Raw genomic sequence first — 17261 nt, 5'->3', positions numbered from 1 at the left:
ATCACGGCAATGCGAGGTTGAATTGATTACATACGAATAATGTGTTCGATAACGAATCTTATCCTAGGGAGGGGCGCCGCCGGGGGTTGTGATTTGTGTAACATTTATTACATTTTTATGAATTTAATACCAAAAATTAACCATTAGTCATACTTTGGCATATTCACACATAATTAATTTATGACATTTATCAACTAAAGGGTTTTTAACGCGCGTATAACTTTCGTTTATGATTCGATATTGTTCCTTATCACACATTTTTTGCGGATTTCGTGGGTTAATACTGCTATAAACCGCCGCCGCCACGGGGCGCGCCATAGGAGGTTTCATGAGTAACCGTATGAATGACGGCGCAACCAGCCGGGAGCCTTATGCTGATACGGATGTCATCATTATCGGCGGCGGGGCGACCGGCGCGGGTATCGCCCGCGACTGCGCCTGCCGCGGCCTGGATTGCCTGCTGCTGGAGCGCTATGATATCGCCAGCGGCGCCACCGGCCATAACCACGGCCTGCTGCACAGCGGCGCCCGCTATGCGGTAAATGACGCCGAATCCGCCCGCGAATGTATTGAAGAAAATCGCATCCTCAAGCGCATTGCCCACCATTGTATTGAACCCACCGACGGATTATTTATCACCCTGCCGCAGGATTCGCTGGACTATCAGCGGCAATTTATCAGCGCCTGCGCCGACGCGGGCATCGATGCGCAGGCCATCGATCCCCAATTGGCCCGGCGCCTGGAACCGGCGGTGAATCCCGCCCTGGTCGGCGCGGTGAGGGTGCCGGACGGCACCATCGATCCGTTTCGCCTGAGCACGGCCAATATGCTCGACGCCCGGGAACACGGCGCGCGTTTTTTGACCTATCACGAAGTCACCGGCCTGCTGCGCCATAACGATCGGGTCACCGGGGTGCGCGTCTACAATCACAAATCCGGGCAGCACCATGAGATCCACGGGGCGATGGTCGTGAATGCCGCGGGCATTTGGGGGCAGCATATCGCCGAATATGCCGACCTGAAGATCCGGATGTTCCCGGCCAAAGGGGCGTTGCTGATCCTGGGCCATCGTATTAATAACCTGGTGATCAATCGCTGCCGCACCCCCGCCGATGGCGACATTCTGGTGCCGGGAGACACCATTTCGCTGATTGGCACCACCTCCACCCGCATCGGGTATGACGAGATCGATCGTCTCGCGGTGACCCCGCAGGAGGTGGATTTATTAATCCGCGAAGGCGCGCTGCTGGCGCCGATGCTGGCGCACACGCGCCTGCTGCGCGCCTATGCCGGCGTGCGCCCCCTGGTGGCCAGCGACGACGACCCCACGGGCCGCAGCGTCAGCCGCGGCATCGTGCTGCTGGATCATGCCGCCCGGGACGGCATGGCGGGATTTATCACCATTACCGGCGGCAAGCTGATGACCTATCGCCTGATGGCGCAATGGGCGACCGATAAAGTCTGCGAGAAACTGGGCGTTAGCGCGCCCTGCACCACCGCCGAAAATCCCCTGCCCGGCTCCCGGCTATCGCCCGAGGAAACTAAACGCACCGTCAGCCGGCTACCCGTGAGCATCGCCGGGTCGGCGGTTTATCGTCACGGCGATCGGGCCAGCCGGGCGCTCGGCGGCAGCCGGCTCGATAACAGCCTGGTATGCGAATGCGAGGCGGTTACCGCCGGCGAAGTGCGTTATGCGGCGGAGTCCCTGACCGTGAATAACCTGACCGATTTGCGCCGCCGTACGCGCGTGGGCATGGGCACCTGCCAGGGCGAACTGTGCGCCTGCCGCGCCGCCGGCCTGCTGGCGCGGTTTAATGTCGCCACGCCGGCGCAGTCCATCGTCCAGTTGTCCAGGTTCCTGAACGAACGCTGGAAAGGCGTCAGGCCGATTGCCTGGGGGGACGCGCTGCGGGAAAGCGAATTTACCAGTTGGGTTTACCAGGGATTATGCGGCCTGGACGGCGACAATGCCGGTAAACGGGAGGCGGACGATGGAATTTGATACCGTAGTGATTGGCGGCGGCCTGGCGGGATTAAGCTGCGCCATCCGCCTGGCCGAACAGGGTAAACATTGCGCGGTGGTCAGCGCCGGACAAAGCGCGCTGTATTTCTCTTCCGGTTCCCTGGATCTGCTGTGCCGGCTGCCGGACGGCACCCCCGTGGCATCGCCCCCGGCCTGTTTGGCCGCGCTGGCCGCGCAGGCCCCGCGGCACCCTTATAGCGTCATCGGCGCCGACCGCATCATCCCCCTGGCGCGCGAAGCGCAGGCGCTGCTGGGACGCTGCAATATCGCCCTGTCCGGCGATCCGGCCCATAACCACCAGCGCATTACCCCCTTGGGCACCCGCAAGGCCACCTGGCTCAGCCCGGCGGATATCCCGGTCACCCCGCTGGACGGCGTCTTGCCCTGGCGGAAGGTGGCGGTAATCGGCATTGAAGGGTTCCTGGATTTTCAGCCGCAGATGGTGGCCGATTCGCTGGCGGCGGAACAAGGCATCGCGGCCGAAGCGGCCTATTTACATTTGCCGGCGCTGGATTTATTGCGCAATAACCCCAGCGAATTCCGCGCGGTAAATATCGCCCGGGTGCTGGATTTGGCGGAAAACGGCGCCGCCCTGGCCGATGAGCTGGCCCGCCTGGCGGGAGATGCCGAATGCCTGATCCTGCCGGCCTGCATCGGCCTGGACGACCGCCGGGCGCTGGATGCCCTGCGGGCCGCCATCGACCGGCCGGTATATCTGCTGCCCACCTTGCCCCCGTCCCTGCTGGGCATCCGTATGCATCAGGGCATGCTGAGGCGCTTCAACCAGCTGGGAGGGATATTTATGCCCGGCGATAAAGTCCTGAAAGCGCAGTTCGACGGACAGCGCATCCTCGGGGTTTATACCCGTAATCATAGCGATATCCCGCTGCGCGCGCGGCAGGTGGTCTTGGCCAGCGGCAGCTTTTTCAGCAACGGGCTGGTGGCGACCCGCGAACAAATCGTGGAACCGGTATTTGGCCTTGATGTCTGGGACAACGCCGATCGCGGCGCATGGAGCCGGGCCGACTTTTTCGCGCCCCAGCCCTACCTGCAATTCGGCGTTAAAACCGATGCCGGACAGCGGGCGCTGCGCGCGGGCCGGCCGCTGGAAAATCTCTACGCCATCGGCGCGGTATTGGGCGGCTACGATCCCCTGCGGCAAGGCTGCGGCGCCGGGGTCTCGCTTACCAGCGCGCTCCATGCCGCCCGGCGCATTATCCTGGCACAGGAGAACCAATGATGAACCTGTCGAACGACCAGAGTTTTGATAGCTGCCTGAAATGCACCGTCTGCACGACCTACTGCCCGGTGTCCAAGGTGAATCCGCTGTTTCCGGGGCCGAAACAGGCCGGGCCGGACGGGGAGCGGCTCAGGCTCAAGGACCCGTCGCTGTATGACGAGGCGTTAAAATACTGCACCAACTGTAAACGCTGCGAGGTGGCCTGTCCTTCGGAAGTACGCATCAGCGACCTGATCCAGCGGGCCAAAGCCCGCTACAGCGAGCACCGGCCGACCCTGCGCGATGCCATCCTGAGCCATACGGATCTGATGGGATCGCTATCGACGCCCCTGGCGCCCATCGTCAATCTGGGCACCGGGCTTAAACCGGTGCGCCAACTGCTGGATAAAACGCTGCATATCGACCACCGCCGGGAACTGCCCAAATACTCTTTCGGCACCTTTCGCCGCTGGTATCGCGGTCAGGCCGCCGGCCAGCGGAAATATACGCAGCAGGTGGCTTTTTTCCACGGCTGCTTTGTCAATTATAACCACCCGCAGCTGGGCAAGGACCTCATCCGGGTGTTCAACGCCATGGATATCGGCGTGCAGTTGCTCAAGCATGAAAAATGCTGCGGCGTACCGCTGATTGCCAATGGTTTTATCGAACGGGCGAAAAAACAGGCCCAGGGAAATACCGCCTCGCTGCGCGACGCGGTGCTGGAGCGGGACATCACGGTGGTGGGCACCTCATCGAGCTGTATCCACGCCCTGCGCGAGGAATACCCCCACCTGCTGGGGGTGGACACCTCCGCGGTGCGCGATCGGGTCGAGCTGGCCACGCGCTATCTTTACCGCCTGCTGGATGCCGGCAAAGCGCTGCCGCTCAAACCCATGCCGCTGCGGGTGGCTTACCATACGCCGTGCCATATGGAAAAAATGGGCTGGACCGCCTATACCCTGGAGCTGCTGCGCCAAATCCCGGGCCTCGAACTGGTGGTGCTGGACTCCCAATGCTGCGGCATCGCCGGCACCTATGGTTTTAAATCCGAAAACTACGCCACGTCCCAGGCCATCGGCAACTCGCTGTTTCGCCAAATCGAGCAAAGCGGCGTGGACCTGGTGGTGACCGACTGCGAAACCTGTAAATGGCAAATAGAAATGTCCACCAGCAAAAGCTGCGAGCATCCCATAACCCTGCTGGCGCGGGCGCTGGCGTAGTATTGCGCCGCCGCGGCGCCCGGCTGGTCAACGCATAATGGGAATCAGGTAATCGCAATGGACGATATCGGCATCGGTCTCCTGGCCGGCGTCCGCGTCCGGCGGCGGCAGGCGCTGGAAACGCTCGATATCGTAGCCTTCGCGCCGCACGACCTGGAGCAGCGGCAGGCAAATGCCGTAGAGATCCATGATAAAGCGCTGCAGCCCCTCGGTGGGGCCGGCATAGGTAAACTGCGCGTAATCGCCCGCGTTAAGCTTGAACATCTCCATGTTCTCCAGTTTTACCGGCAGATATTGCGGCTCGGCGGCGGTGGTATACCACACCTCGTTTTCACCGTTTTTCACGCTCGCCGGGCGCGAATAACTGAGGCCGTAAAGTACCGGCGCATCGCTTTGCGCCTCATCGAGAAACTGCCCCCAGAAGCGCTGGCGCAGTTGCGTGCGGCAAAGGCTCAACTGTTCCAGGGTACAGGTGTAACTTTGGGTGATGCCTTCCAGCTGGAGTTCCGGCAGGGTGATAATGTCGCTTTGCGGCACCGCGCCCGTCCTGCCGCGCAGCGGCGGTTCGAGGCCGTAAAAATCCCATTTCATCGACCGCCGGTACAGGGCGGGCGTCTGCAGGAACTGCTTTTTAAACGCGCGATTAAAGGACTGCTGGGATTCAAAATGATACTGAAGCGCGATAGCGGACAGGGGCTTGCTGGTCAGGCGCAGCGCCATGGCGGCATTGGAAAGTCGACGGGCGCGGATATAAGCGCCCAGTACCTGGCCGGTCGTCTCTTTGAACTTGCGTTGCAAATGCCATTTGGAATACCCCACCCTGGCGGCCACTTCATCGAGGGAGAGCGGCCGATCCAGATTTTCCTCAAGCCAGTTCAATAGATCGCAAATCGTTCCAGATTTATTCATAATTACGGTATTACCCCTTGGAAACTCTCTCTGTAGGGAAAAGGAAAATAGTCTTCCCTTTCGCTTTACCCGCGGCTCACTCTCCTTCTTTGGCGACCAATAATGCGCATTATACCGTTCTATGCCGCTATTATGCGACGTAGCGGCATAGACCTTCACAAAAAATCCTTTTATATTTCTAAATATTAATGGAACCGAAATGCAGGTAATACACCGCAATAAAATAACCTGCCGTTTCGTTTCGTCATTGACCATTGGTGCTGTTTTTATCATTTCGTGATATTTCAAAATCCTTGGGTACTATACGGGTAAATAAGTGCAAATTAACCAAAAATGCTTTTTTTAGCCATTAATGCCTTATTATGGCGTGACTATCACGCTATGTTTTTATATTTTCAGTGAAAATCATCTTTGATAATAAATGTCTTTTTGTGCAAAGAGTGTTATTTGTTGCCAAAAATGCCATAGGTTATTTATATATTTCATTTTAGTTCCGTAGGTTAATTACAAATATTTTAAGTTGATCACAAATTTTCATTATCAGCGTTTCGTTTTTTAATTAAAGAGAGTTACTATTCTGTCTCCCATTGGTGCTTCCTGTGTCTACTCGATGCGCTTCCGCCTTGGCCCCGGGATGAAAAAGGCCAAGGCAACTTATACCAACATCGATCGGGAATATGCCAATAGCATAAAAGCAATAACTATTTACAAACCGGTCCCTACCCCGGTGATTCATACTATTTATGTGTGTTACAGGAGGGGATGTTTCGCATAAAAAGCAGGCAAAAATGACGCATGCAAGGGACGGATACATCAGTATTGGCCTTGCAAACCTTGTATAAAAGTTCAGGCAGTGGCGCGGGCAACTGCTCGTTTTAATAAAAATACTTTATAAGGTATCTTTTCGATGAAATATAGCATTCTTGCAGTGATGATCCCGGCATTGATGGCGTCCGGAATCGCAGGCGCGGCCGAGGTATACAATAAAGACGGCAATAAACTGGATTTGTATGGCAAAGTGGACGGCTTGCATTATTTTGCCGACGATGACGGTTATGCCTCCGATGGCGACCAGTCTTATATCCGTTTCGGTTTTAAAGGCGAAACGCAAATTAATGACCAACTGACCGGTTATGGCCAGTGGGAATATAACGTCCAGACCAACAAAACCGAAGGCAGCGATTCCAACGATGGCACTAAGACCCGTTTGGGTTTTGCCGGTTTGAAATTCGCCGATTACGGTTCGTTTGACTATGGCCGCAATTACGGCGTGGTTTACGATGCGCTGGGCTGGACGGATATGCTGCCGGAGTTCGGCGGTGAAACCGCTTACACAGATAACTTCATGGTCGGCCGTACTACCGGCGTGGCTACGTACCGCAACACCAGTTTCTTCGGTTTGGTGGACGGCCTGGACTTTGCCCTGCAATACCAGGGTAAAAACGATCGTACCGATATCCAGCGGGCGAATGGCGATGGTTATGGCGGTTCAATCACCTATACTTCGCCCATCGGGGTCGCCATCGTCGGCGCGTATGCTTCTGGCGATCGTACCGACCGGCAGAATAGCGAAACCATCTACGGCAACGGTGACCGCGCCGAACAATGGGCAACCTCTCTGAAATACGACGCCAATAATATTTATCTGGCCGCGACGTATGGCGAAACCCGCAACTCCACCTATTTTGACGGTACGCTGCCAAGCGGTGTCACGGCGGCTGGTTTTGCCAACAAGACCCAGGACTTCCTGCTGGTGGCCCAGTATCAGTTCGATTTCGGCCTGCGCCCGTCCATCGGTTATACCCAAACCAAAGCCAAGGATGTTGAAGGCGTGGGCGATGTCGACCTGATTAAATACTATGAAGTCGGCGCCACCTACTACTTCAACAAAAATATGTCCACCTATGTCGACTACATCATCAACCGCATTGATGATGACAACCGCCTTGGCATCAACAGCGGCGACGTAGTCGCCCTGGGCCTGGTGTATCAGTTCTGATAATGATGCCTTGATGCAGGGGCGGACGTTATCCTCCTTCTTATACCGCCTCATCTAATACGGCTCCCAATCGGGGGCCGTATTTGCATTTACAGCTCGACCGCGATAATTTGCGACCAAAGTCAGAAAAAATGTGTTTTTTCCGCTTTTTTTCGCCGCCGGGGTAACACATCAGTCCTCAAACGGACAAAAAAAAGGTATGTTAGCCACTGTTTTCGAACGAGCGTGATAAACATCTTATGATCATCAAACCTAAAATTCGTGGTTTCATCTGCACCACCACTCATCCCGTCGGCTGCGAAGCCAACGTGCGCGAGCAAATTGCCTATGTTAAATCCACAGGCAAACTGCAAAACGGTCCTAAAAAAGTGCTGGTCATCGGCGCATCCACCGGTTACGGCCTGGCCTCGCGCATCAATGCCGCCTTCGGCAGCGACGCCGCCACCATCGGGGTGTTTTTCGAAAAGCCGGCCAGCGACAAAAAAACCGGCTCGGCCGGCTGGTATAACGCCGCCGCTTTCGATAAAGCCGCCAAGGAACAGGGGCTGTATGCCAAAAGCATCAACGGCGACGCCTTTTCCAACGCCTGCCGCGACGCGGTCATCGACCTGATTAAACAAGACCTGGGCCAGATCGATCTGGTGGTTTACTCCCTGGCCTCGCCGGTGCGTAAGCTGCCCGATACCGGTGAAGTGGTGCGGTCCGCCCTGAAACCCATCGGCGAACCCTATAAATCCACCGCGCTGGATACCAATAAAGACGTGTTGATCGACGTGGTGGTCGACCCCGCCAACGAGCAGGAAATCGCCGACACCGTCAAGGTCATGGGCGGGCAGGATTGGGAGCTGTGGATGGGCGCGCTGGAAGACGCCGGCGTGCTGGCACCGGGGGCCAAAGCGGTGGCCTACTCGTATATCGGCACCGATCTGACCTGGCCCATCTACTGGCACGGCACCCTGGGCAAGGCCAAGGAAGATCTGGACCGCGCGGCCCACGCCATCGACGCCAAACTGAAGCAACAGGGCGGCGCCGCGTACGTCGCCGTACTCAAATCGGTGGTCACCCAGGCGTCGGCCGCTATTCCGGTGATGCCGCTGTATATCTCCATGGCCTTTAAGATCATGAAGGATCTGGGCATCCATGAAGGCTGTATCGAGCAGATCCAGCGCCTGTTCGCCACCCGCCTGTTCGGCGACCGGCAGCCCGCCACCGATGACCAGCACCGCCTGCGCCTGGACGACTGGGAACTGCGCGACGACGTGCAGGACGCCTGCCGCCGGCTGTGGAGCCAGATTAACAATGATAATATTTATCAGTTAACGGATTATCAGGGTTATAAAAACGAGTTCCTGCGTTTGTTCGGCTTCGGTTTAGCCGGGGTGGACTACGAGGCCGATGTCGACCCCGAAGTCAGCTTCGACGTACGCGAACTGGCCTGATAGGTTTTACATGCTGCCGGCGTTAACCGCCGGCAGCATGCTCCGGTTCCGGCCGGCGCCCCTTCGATTACCTCGCCAGCAAATATCGCCGCGTTTAGGGATAAATGTCAAAAGTCCAGTTCCCTGCCGGCGGGGGTAATATGCTCATCGGCGTGAGCCGCGTGGGGGGTGAGACCCAGCAGCAAATCCGCTTCGGTAAACCGGGGTTTGACCGCCTTGCGGATCGTCAGCCCTTGCTCGCCGATCTCAATATCCACCGTGTCTCCCGCCTCGAAATGCGGTATTGTTTTAAGATTGCCTGACAGGCGCAGCGCAATGCTGTTGCCCCATTTTTGCAACACAGCCCGGGCGTGCATGGTTTTCTCCCGCGGGTATGATTAGTATCTACAATGAGTAGACATGCACGTATGGCCATGGCAATGAGTTCAAATGGCATTGCGTTAGGCGGTTGGGTTGGCGTCCGGCCCGGGGTTGCGGGCAATATCCTCGAACAAGGCGGCCAGTTTTTCCTGCGCCAGGGGTTTGGAAAATAAAAAGCCCTGCATTTGCGTGCAGCCGGCATCCACCAGAAACTGCTTTTGCTCCGCCGTTTCCACGCCTTCGGCAATCACCTGCAAATTGAGTTTTACCCCCAGGTTGGATACCGCCGTAACGATGGCCGCGGTGTCTTTCAACTGGGTAACGAACTGCACAAATGAACGATCGATTTTAACGCTGTCCACCACGATATCTTTCAACAGGCTCAGGCTGGAATAGCCGGTGCCGAAATCATCCAGGGAAATCCGCACCCCCGCCTGGCGCAATATCACCAATTGCGCTTTGCTATTGGCATCGGAATTCATGATCGCCGTTTCGGTCAGTTCCAGCTCAAGGCGCTCCGGCGCGAACCGCTCCTCGGCCAGCAGATCGAGCACCATGCGCGCAAAACCGCGGTCCCGCAGTTGAATGGGCGAGACGTTCACCGAGACCGATAAATCGGTCCAGCGCAGCATTTCGCGGCAGGCCTGGCGCAATATAAATTTCCCCAGCGGAATGATCAGCCCCGTTTCCTCCGCCAGGGCCACAAACTGTACCGGAGAAATTTCGCCCAGCTCCTTATCCTCCCAGCGCGCCAGCGCTTCCACGCCGATGATTTGATTATCCGCCGAGCGGATCAGGGGCTGATAGGCGCACGAAATATCCCGCCCGGAGGAGAGCGCCAGCGCCAGCGCTTTTTCCATGCGCCGTTTGCTGGTCAGGCTGGCATCAAGGGACTCGGAGTAAAAACAGTGCACGTTTTTGCCCAGCCGTTTTGCCTCATACAGCGCGGCGTCGGCCTTGCGCAGCAGCTCGCCGGCGGTAATGGCGGACGGGCCGATAAAAGTCGCGCCCACGGACACCGTGACAAAGGGCGACGCGCCGATCAGGGTGAAGGGGGACTGGGTCAGTTTGACGATGCTCTCGCACAGGGTATCGGCCGCCTGCCGGGATAAAGCCGCCCGGATCAGCAGGGAGAATTCATCGCCGCCCATCCTGGCCACCAGGCTTTCCTGCGGCGCCACCCCCTGTAAGCGGCGGGCGAACTCGCTCAACACAAAATCCCCGGCCGGATGCCCGTAGGTGTCGTTGATATTTTTAAAACCATCCAGATCCATCAGCAACAGCATCCCGCCGGCCGCGCCGTCCTGTGCGGCGGCGGGCACCACCACCTGATTGAGCTGCTCGTACAGCGCGGTGCGGTTGTGCAAGCCGGTGAGAATATCGTGATAGGCCAAATAGCGCGTTTGGGCCTCCGAGGCGCGCAATTCGGAAATATCATTGAGCGTCACCAGCAAATAGGGTTCCGACTGCAGGAAAATCCGCGAGCTGCGGACGATAAACGACAGGGTTTCATTGGTCGGGGTAACCAATTGCTCTTCGAACGCCACCGGTTCGCCGGTTTCCATCACAAAACGATCCCGATCCAAAATATGGGCCACCAACCGGGCATCAAGATCGTCCAGGGCGGTCTGGCCGATCATTTCAGCCGCGCTTTTACCAAACAATTCGCACGCTTTGCGATTTAAAAACACCAGCCGGTACTGGCGATCCTTTAAAAAAGTGGCGTCAGGCAATGCGTTTAATACTGCCTGGCAGACTGCGAGATTGTTAAACATGGCAAGCGGGTCCCGAGTTGATCTTTCCTTGAAGGGTAGCAGAACTTTCCGCGCCCGCCGCCCCTTTCCCAGGCCAGGCCATAACCATCAAGGCAGGGAATCGGCGGCGGCTGGCGGGGCGTCGGCCTGGGCCAGCCACAGGGCGCTCATCGCCAGTTCCAGTTGTTTAAATAACCGGTAGCGGGCGCTATGGAAAGCATGCAATTCCTCGTCGGGGACAAACAGCCCCGGATTAAGCTGCACCGCCTGCGCGGCCCCCGCCGACATATCGCGCCATACCCCGACCCCGACCCCGGCGCAAATCGCCGCTCCCAGCGCGCCGGTTTCGGTACACTCCGATACCCGGATAGGGATGCCCAGGGCGTTGGCGAACATTTGCGGCCAGACGCAACTGCGCGCCCCGCCCCCCGACAGGGTCGCCTGGGTAAAAGGGATACCGGCGGCGCGCAGGCGATCGATATGGGCGCGGTGGGCAAATGTCACCCCTTCAAATAGCGCATAGAGCATATCGGCGCGGGTATGCCAGCCATTCAGCCCGTAGAAACCGGCTTTCGCCGGCCCCTCTTTGCGTCCGGAATAAAGATAAGGATGATACAGCGGCAAATGCGGGCCGGGTTTAACCCCGGCCACCGCGCTGCTGCACCGTTCGGCGCCGCCGCCGTCCTGCCCGTCCTGCAGCTCGCGCACAAACCAGTCCAGATTGGCGGCGGACGTGGCGCTGGCTTCGATGGCCATATACCGGTCGCGTTCGATAATGGAATTCATAAATACCGGGCGCCGGTAGTCCGGGGCGTCAACCACCACCTGGTTAATGCTCCAGGTGCCGGCGACAATGGACGCGTCGCCGGTATGCACCACCCCCGACCCCACGGCGCTGGCCACTACGTCAAAGATGCCCGCCACCACCGGGATGCCGGCTGGCAGGCCGGTGAGCCGGGCGGCGTCCGGGGTCACATAACCCATAATATCGCAGGATTCCCGCAGCCGGGGCAACAGCGGCATGGCGTCGGCCAAATCGTAGAGCGCCATCAGCTCGGGATCGTAACCGCGCATGGCATAGTTGATTAAACCGGAGCCGGCCGCATCCGAAACATCGCTTGAGGCCACGCCGGTTAAAAAATGGCTGATCGCGTCTTTGGCGAACAGCACCGTACCGATGCGGCCAAACAGATCGGCGTGATGGCGTTTGAGCCAGCTGAGCAGCACCGGGGTCGCCGCCGCCCAGGGCTTTTGCAGCGAACGCCGGTAAATGGCCTCGCCTAAACCCTGCTGCTCCAGTTCCCTCACCCGGGCAAACGCGCGGCCATCGATGGACTGAATACCAATCAGCGGCTGGCCGCGCCGGTCCACGGCGTATAGCCCGTTGCCATGCCCGGCCGCGCCGACGGCGAGCACCTGCCCGGGTCGTACCCCGGCCCGCGCCAGGCTGTCGCGGATGGCCTGGCTGGCCCCGCGATAAATTTCGTCCAGAGAACGCTCGGCATAACCGGGGCTGGGCTGGCGGGTGGTGCCGCCGCATTCCCCCACGCCCAATACCCGCCCGTGCAGATCGAACAGGACCGCTTTTATCATCGTATTACCGGCATCGATACCCAGCAGACAGTCGACCATATCTCTTCTCCCAATAGAGGATGCAACGATCGGCGCACCACTTAAGCGCCGGGCCAGGCTCAGGGCCGGCGGTAGATTTCCAGCGCCCGCGGCCCGTCGGCGCCCTGGTGGATAATCGCCATCAGGGCCTTGACCACCCGCGACGGATTACTGTGCTGATACACATTACGGCCATAAACCATGCCCGCGGCCCCCTGGCTCATCAGCGCAGCGCTTTTATTCAGCACGCTTTCCAGCGCGTCTTTGCCCCCGCCCCGCACCAGGGTCGGGCAGCGGGCCGCTTCCACCACCCGGTGGAAATCCTCTACCCGCTCCGTCGGATCGGCCTTGACGATATCCGCGCCCAATTCCCGCGCCAGGCGCACCAGCGGCACCATTTTTTCCACATCCCCCAGGGAAACATAGGCATTGCCCTTGCCGGGAGGCGCCATCACCAGCGGTTCTATCATCAGGGGCATGGCGTATTTATCGCAGGCATGGCGCAGGCGGCCGATATTTTCCACGCATTGGCGGAAAATTCCCGGCTCGTCGGGGATCATATACAGATTGACCACCACCGCGACGGCGTCCATCTGCAAGGCGGCCAGGATCGGCTCCTCCGGATTATGCAGCACCGCCCACATTTCCCGGTGCCGAGCGGTGTTATAGGCGTTGCCCACGTCGGCGCGCATCACCAGCGCCGGCTTATCCGGCGCCGCGGCGTATTGCAAAAGATCCGCCTGGCCGAAATTCACCTGGATGGCATCCGGCCCGGCGGCGATAAGCTGCGTCATCACCGCGCCCATATCTTCCAGGCCGACCAAAAAATCCGGCTCATTGGCGATACCGTGATCGATGGCCACATCCAAACACTTGCCCTGGCGGAACAGGCGATTCATTCTGACTTTACGGGTGGTCATAGGTTTCTCCCTCGGCGACTGATGCGGCAAGCTTGGCCAGACCGTGCCGCTGCGCCAATTGTTCAATGGTCAAACGCAGGTTTTCCCGCGCCAGGGTCTCGCTCCAGCCGCGCTCGGCGGCGAGCAGCGCGGTGACTTCCGCCGCCAGCGCCGGGGTCAGCCGGCCGGAAATCGCCATGGCGGTGCGGCGTACCAGCAAATCCGCCGGCATCTCCACCTGTTCGTTAGCGATCAGCCAGCGCAGCTCATTGACGGTATAACCGGCATGGTGATCCAACGGCCGGTCGGGGGACTGGCCGGCGAATTCCAGCAGCGCGGCCACCCGGCTGCCGTAGCGCTCGGCCCAGCGCGCCGCCTGCGCGGCCTCCAGATGATATTGCGCCGCCAGCCGGGCGACCCAGGCTTTGCGTTCACCGACCGCCGGGAAATCCCGTCCCCCGCCGATGGCCAGATCGGTGGTGCTAACCCGGCGTTTTTCGCCGAGCAGCTGCAATACGCGATCCGCCGCCTGTTCGCCAAAGGCGCGAAACGTGGTCCATTTGCCGCCGATCAGGCACAGGGTAGTGAAATCGCGGCCCGCCGCGGGGGCGATTACCCTTAACGAATGGTTGCGGGAAATCCGGCCATTAACCGCCGTATCGCTGAGCGGCAGCGGCCGGATGCCGCAAAAGGTATAGAGAATATCCTCGTCGGCGATGGCGATATGGGGAAACACAAAACGCAGGGAATCGAGAATATAGCGTTGCTCATCGGCGGCGCAGATCGTATCCAGGGGGTCGTCGGTGCGGATATCCGTCGACCCCACCAGCACATTGCCGAAATAAGGAAACAAAATACACACCCGTCCTTCCTGGTTTTCGTAATACACCATGCCGCCTTGCAATGCCGCCAACAGTTTGGGGCTGCGGATAATCAAATGGGAGCCTTTGGTGCCGCCGATAAGCCTGGCGCTTCCCGGCCCGGGAGCGAGCACGCCGTTAAGCTGGTCCACCCAGGCGCCGGTGGCGTTGACCACCACATGGGGCGCCAGGGTAAACGTTTCGCCGCCGGACATATCGCGCAGCGTGACCCGCCCGCCCGCCGCGCCCACCACGCCCAGATAATTAATCGCCAGCGCCTGCGGATTCGCGCGTTCGCTGTCTTCGATCAGTTCGTACCCCAGCCGTTCAGGATAATTAATCCAGGCGTCATAATAGGTGGCGCTGCATTTGACCCAGTCGTTGAAATCCGGCCACAGGCGGCGGGTCTCGCCGCCGCCCGCCAGATGGTGGCGCGGCATGGAGCCGTTTTCCCGGGTATAAAGATCGTAGAGGGTCAGGCCGGCCTTGATGACCATCGCCCCGCGCCGCGAAGGCCGTTCGCTCAGGCGGAAAAAACGTTTGCCGGCGTTGACCAGGCCGGAACAATACGAGTCGATGGGCACCGTGGTGCGCAGGGGCTGCACATAATGCGGCGCGTTTTTCAGCAAACGATCGCGCTCGTTCACCGACTCTTTCACCAGGGCGAATTCACCGGTTTCCAGATAGCGCAATCCGCCGTGGATCATGCGCGACAGCGCCCCGCTGGCCGCCTGGCACCAATCCTCCTGCTCCACCAGGATGGCCGGGATGCCCTGCAGCGCCAGCTCGCGAAAAGTGCTGATGCCGTTAATGCCGCCGCCGACAATCAGCACCGGCGTAGCGGTACGGCGCCGCAGCTCGGCCAGGCGGTCGGCGCGGCTGCGGCCGGATATAACGCGGTTGATCATGACGGATTCTCCCCGGTGCGGCTAAACGTGCGGCTCAATGGCTGGGATAATTCGATAATCCCCGCGGCGGTGGCCTCGTCGGTAACCATGCCTTTGAGGTAGCGGCCGCGTAATACGCTGCTGGCGGGTTCCACCTTATTGCTGCCCGCGGCCACCGCAAAGGAAAAGGGAATGCGGCGCAGTTCGTCCAGGGTCAAGCTGACCAGCCGCTGGTTATCGGTAAAACTGGCCGGCTGGCCCCGAGCGTCCAGCAGATGCGCCAGCAGTTCGCTGCACGCCCCGCTGGACTCCACGCTGTCCGAAGCGTGGCGCGCCGACGGGTTAAGATCGTAATAGCTGGAACTGGACGCGTGAATGGACCCCAAACCCACAATGGCGATATCGGCTTCGCGCGCCTGCTGCAACACCTGGTGCACCTGGCTGATCTCCATCAGCATCCGGCGCTGCTCCTCGTTATCGGCGAACAGGGGCGCATGAATCTGATACGCCCGGCCGCCGAGTTTGGCCGCCAGCTCGGACGCCACGTGATTGACATCGGTATAATGCTTGCCCTGTACGCACCCCAGGGCCGGCACCACTTCCACCCGGTATTTGCGCGCGGTCGACAAGGCATCGACCATGGCGCTGACGCCTTTGCCGCCGGTGAGGGTAATAACGTCGCCGTCCTTGACCCGGCCCAGCAAAAACTCCGCCGCCGCCGCACCCACCACTTGTAAATCCCCCTCTTCGCCGCCGGTGATATTCGGCGCCACCACCACCTCTTGCAGGGCGCCGATGGCCGCTAAGTCGAGCTCCAGTTGGTGCGCGGACAGAAACGGCGATTTGATGGTGATTTCCACCATGCCGGAATCCCTGCCCTGGCGGATCATGCGGTTGACGGTGGCCACCGATAAATGGGTGGCCTCGGCGATTTCCGACTGTTTTTTCCCGTCCTGGTAATACATCACCAACACCCGGTAGATTTGGCGCGTCAGGGTAAACGGCGGTAACTCGATATCATTATCCATGTACATTAGCTCCCGCGAACACGAAGGTTATGGAACATCAGGCGGAACGATATTTGTTCATCAGGTGGTCCATTGATACCGCCGCCAGCAGGATCAGGCCCTTGATCAAATCCTGCCAATAGACCGAAACATTAATCAAAATCAACGAACTGGTAACGATGGACAACAGCGCCACCCCCAGCACCGCGCCCAGGATCGAGCCGGTGCCCCCTTTGAGGCTGGCGCCGCCGATCACCGCCGCCGCAATCACATTGAGCTCCATGCCGACGCCGAAGGTCGGCGTGGCGGACCCGAGTCGGGCCATATAAATAATGCCGGCCAGTCCCGCCAGCGTGGAGGTCAGGATGGTCACCATCAGCTTGATCTTATTCACCCTGATACCGGAATAGGCCGCGGCCCGCTCATTGCTGCCGGTATAAAACACTTTGCGAAACGCCGCCGCCTTGCGCAGCAGGAAATCAAATGCCGCCACCAGAATAAAGAATAGGATAATCACGAACGGGATGCCGTACAGCGACCCCTGCCCGATAAACTTAAAACTGGCCGGCAGGGTAAACAGCGACAGCGGCGTGCCCTGGGTAATAATCATGCACAGGCCGCGCACGATCACCATGGCCGCCAGGGATGCGATAAAATGGCTCAGTCCGATACCCGTGACGGTCAGTCCCATCAGCAGGCCGACCAGGGCCGCCGCGCCGATACCCGCCAGGCTGGCGAGCCAGGGGTCGACGCCGGCCAGGAACAGTTGTCCCCCCACCACCATCGATAAACACACCACCGATCCCACCGATAAATCGATGCCGCCGACAATCAGTAAAATCGTCATGCCGACCACCACGATGCCTTCAATGGAAAACGACAACAGCATGGCTTTCATATTGGCCCAGGTGAGGAAATAGGGCGAGGTAAAGCTCATGATGGTAAAGATCAGCAGGATAATCACCGTCAGGCCCACTTCGCGCTGCCTGAACAGCACGCCGAACCAGCGCAGCGGGGAATGGCGTCCTTTTGACATTAGAAACAGGGTATTGATAGTCATGCTGTTACCTCATT

At 59.1% G+C, this 17261-nt stretch carries 13 protein-coding genes; 5 read left to right on the top strand and 8 right to left on the bottom strand.

The window, feature by feature from the left end; genetic code table 11:
- The first annotated feature begins 328 nt into the window (after positions 1–328).
- From glpA to glpC, 3 genes are read left to right on the top strand one after another with little or no spacing between them, the layout of a single operon-like run.
- The gene (gene glpA, locus ACL2XP_RS07720; RefSeq protein WP_413738097.1) at positions 329–2002 is read left to right on the top strand and encodes an anaerobic glycerol-3-phosphate dehydrogenase subunit A; all 1674 of its coding nucleotides are present in this window, start codon (positions 329–331) and stop codon (positions 2000–2002) included.
- A complete protein-coding gene (glpB, locus tag ACL2XP_RS07715; protein WP_413738096.1) occupies positions 1992–3263 on the top strand; it encodes a glycerol-3-phosphate dehydrogenase subunit GlpB in 1272 nt (423 codons plus the stop codon). Before glpA ends, glpB begins: the two co-directional genes overlap by 11 nt.
- The gene (gene glpC, locus ACL2XP_RS07710; RefSeq protein ID WP_413739111.1) at positions 3263–4462 is read left to right on the top strand and encodes an anaerobic glycerol-3-phosphate dehydrogenase subunit GlpC; all 1200 of its coding nucleotides are present in this window, start codon (positions 3263–3265) and stop codon (positions 4460–4462) included. The genes glpB and glpC overlap by 1 nt, the downstream gene beginning before the upstream one ends.
- A gap of 27 nt (positions 4463–4489) precedes the next feature.
- Here the strand turns inward: glpC and ACL2XP_RS07705 are convergent, their stop codons facing one another.
- The gene (locus ACL2XP_RS07705) at positions 4490–5371 is read right to left on the bottom strand and encodes a helix-turn-helix domain-containing protein (RefSeq protein WP_413738095.1); all 882 of its coding nucleotides are present in this window, start codon (positions 5369–5371) and stop codon (positions 4490–4492) included.
- A gap of 907 nt (positions 5372–6278) precedes the next feature.
- Between ACL2XP_RS07705 and ompF the strand changes: the two genes are divergently transcribed.
- Complete coding sequence (gene ompF / locus ACL2XP_RS07700; RefSeq protein WP_413738094.1) at positions 6279–7370, top strand: porin OmpF; 1092 nt, start codon at positions 6279–6281, stop codon at positions 7368–7370.
- A gap of 239 nt (positions 7371–7609) precedes the next feature.
- Positions 7610–8809: an enoyl-ACP reductase FabV gene (gene fabV / locus ACL2XP_RS07695; protein ID WP_413738093.1), complete on the top strand. Its 1200-nt coding sequence runs from the start codon at positions 7610–7612 to the stop codon at positions 8807–8809.
- Between the two features lie 107 nt (positions 8810–8916).
- Here fabV and ACL2XP_RS07690 read toward each other — a convergent pair whose 3' ends face one another.
- The 7 genes from ACL2XP_RS07690 to ACL2XP_RS07660 all read right to left on the bottom strand — a co-directional run bounded on the left by ACL2XP_RS07690 (position 8917) and on the right by ACL2XP_RS07660 (position 17247).
- Entirely contained in the window at positions 8917–9165 is a 249-nt protein-coding gene (locus ACL2XP_RS07690; protein ID WP_413738092.1) for a transcriptional regulator, read from the bottom strand.
- Positions 9166–9249: 84 nt separating this feature from the next.
- A complete protein-coding gene (locus ACL2XP_RS07685) occupies positions 9250–10944 on the bottom strand; it encodes an EAL domain-containing protein (RefSeq protein WP_413738091.1) in 1695 nt (564 codons plus the stop codon).
- 87 nt (positions 10945–11031) lie between these two features.
- Positions 11032–12555, bottom strand: coding sequence for an FGGY-family carbohydrate kinase (locus ACL2XP_RS07680; RefSeq protein ID WP_413738089.1), 1524 nt, complete (start codon positions 12553–12555; stop codon positions 11032–11034).
- 59 nt (positions 12556–12614) lie between these two features.
- Complete coding sequence (locus tag ACL2XP_RS07675) at positions 12615–13454, bottom strand: class I fructose-bisphosphate aldolase (protein WP_413738088.1); 840 nt, start codon at positions 13452–13454, stop codon at positions 12615–12617.
- Complete coding sequence (locus ACL2XP_RS07670; protein WP_413738086.1) at positions 13441–15201, bottom strand: FAD-dependent oxidoreductase; 1761 nt, start codon at positions 15199–15201, stop codon at positions 13441–13443. Before ACL2XP_RS07670 ends, ACL2XP_RS07675 begins: the two co-directional genes overlap by 14 nt.
- Entirely contained in the window at positions 15198–16208 is a 1011-nt protein-coding gene (locus ACL2XP_RS07665) for a sugar-binding transcriptional regulator (protein ID WP_413738085.1), read from the bottom strand. Before ACL2XP_RS07665 ends, ACL2XP_RS07670 begins: the two co-directional genes overlap by 4 nt.
- A gap of 37 nt (positions 16209–16245) precedes the next feature.
- A complete protein-coding gene (locus ACL2XP_RS07660) occupies positions 16246–17247 on the bottom strand; it encodes an ABC transporter permease (protein WP_413738083.1) in 1002 nt (333 codons plus the stop codon).
- Positions 17248–17261: the final 14 nt, after the last annotated feature.

Source organism: Sodalis sp. RH21, assembly GCF_047324175.1.
In the GTDB taxonomy this organism is placed as follows: Bacteria; Pseudomonadota; Gammaproteobacteria; order Enterobacterales; family Enterobacteriaceae; genus Acerihabitans.
Note: the sequence above shows the minus strand (reverse complement) of the source record. Positions and strands in the feature narration are given on the sequence as shown.

Coding starts and splice junctions, on each gene's coding strand:
- glpA (WP_413738097.1), top strand. CDS start 329: ATGAGTAACCGTATGAATGACGGCGCAACCAGCCGGGAGCCTTATGCT.
- glpB (WP_413738096.1), top strand. CDS start 1,992: ATGGAATTTGATACCGTAGTGATTGGCGGCGGCCTGGCGGGATTAAGC.
- glpC (WP_413739111.1), top strand. CDS start 3,263: ATGAACCTGTCGAACGACCAGAGTTTTGATAGCTGCCTGAAATGCACC.
- ACL2XP_RS07705 (WP_413738095.1), bottom strand. CDS start 5,371: ATGAATAAATCTGGAACGATTTGCGATCTATTGAACTGGCTTGAGGAA.
- ompF (WP_413738094.1), top strand. CDS start 6,279: ATGAAATATAGCATTCTTGCAGTGATGATCCCGGCATTGATGGCGTCC.
- fabV (WP_413738093.1), top strand. CDS start 7,610: ATGATCATCAAACCTAAAATTCGTGGTTTCATCTGCACCACCACTCAT.
- ACL2XP_RS07690 (WP_413738092.1), bottom strand. CDS start 9,165: ATGCACGCCCGGGCTGTGTTGCAAAAATGGGGCAACAGCATTGCGCTG.
- ACL2XP_RS07685 (WP_413738091.1), bottom strand. CDS start 10,944: ATGTTTAACAATCTCGCAGTCTGCCAGGCAGTATTAAACGCATTGCCT.
- ACL2XP_RS07680 (WP_413738089.1), bottom strand. CDS start 12,555: ATGGTCGACTGTCTGCTGGGTATCGATGCCGGTAATACGATGATAAAA.
- ACL2XP_RS07675 (WP_413738088.1), bottom strand. CDS start 13,454: ATGACCACCCGTAAAGTCAGAATGAATCGCCTGTTCCGCCAGGGCAAG.
- ACL2XP_RS07670 (WP_413738086.1), bottom strand. CDS start 15,201: ATGATCAACCGCGTTATATCCGGCCGCAGCCGCGCCGACCGCCTGGCC.
- ACL2XP_RS07665 (WP_413738085.1), bottom strand. CDS start 16,208: ATGGATAATGATATCGAGTTACCGCCGTTTACCCTGACGCGCCAAATC.
- ACL2XP_RS07660 (WP_413738083.1), bottom strand. CDS start 17,247: ATGACTATCAATACCCTGTTTCTAATGTCAAAAGGACGCCATTCCCCG.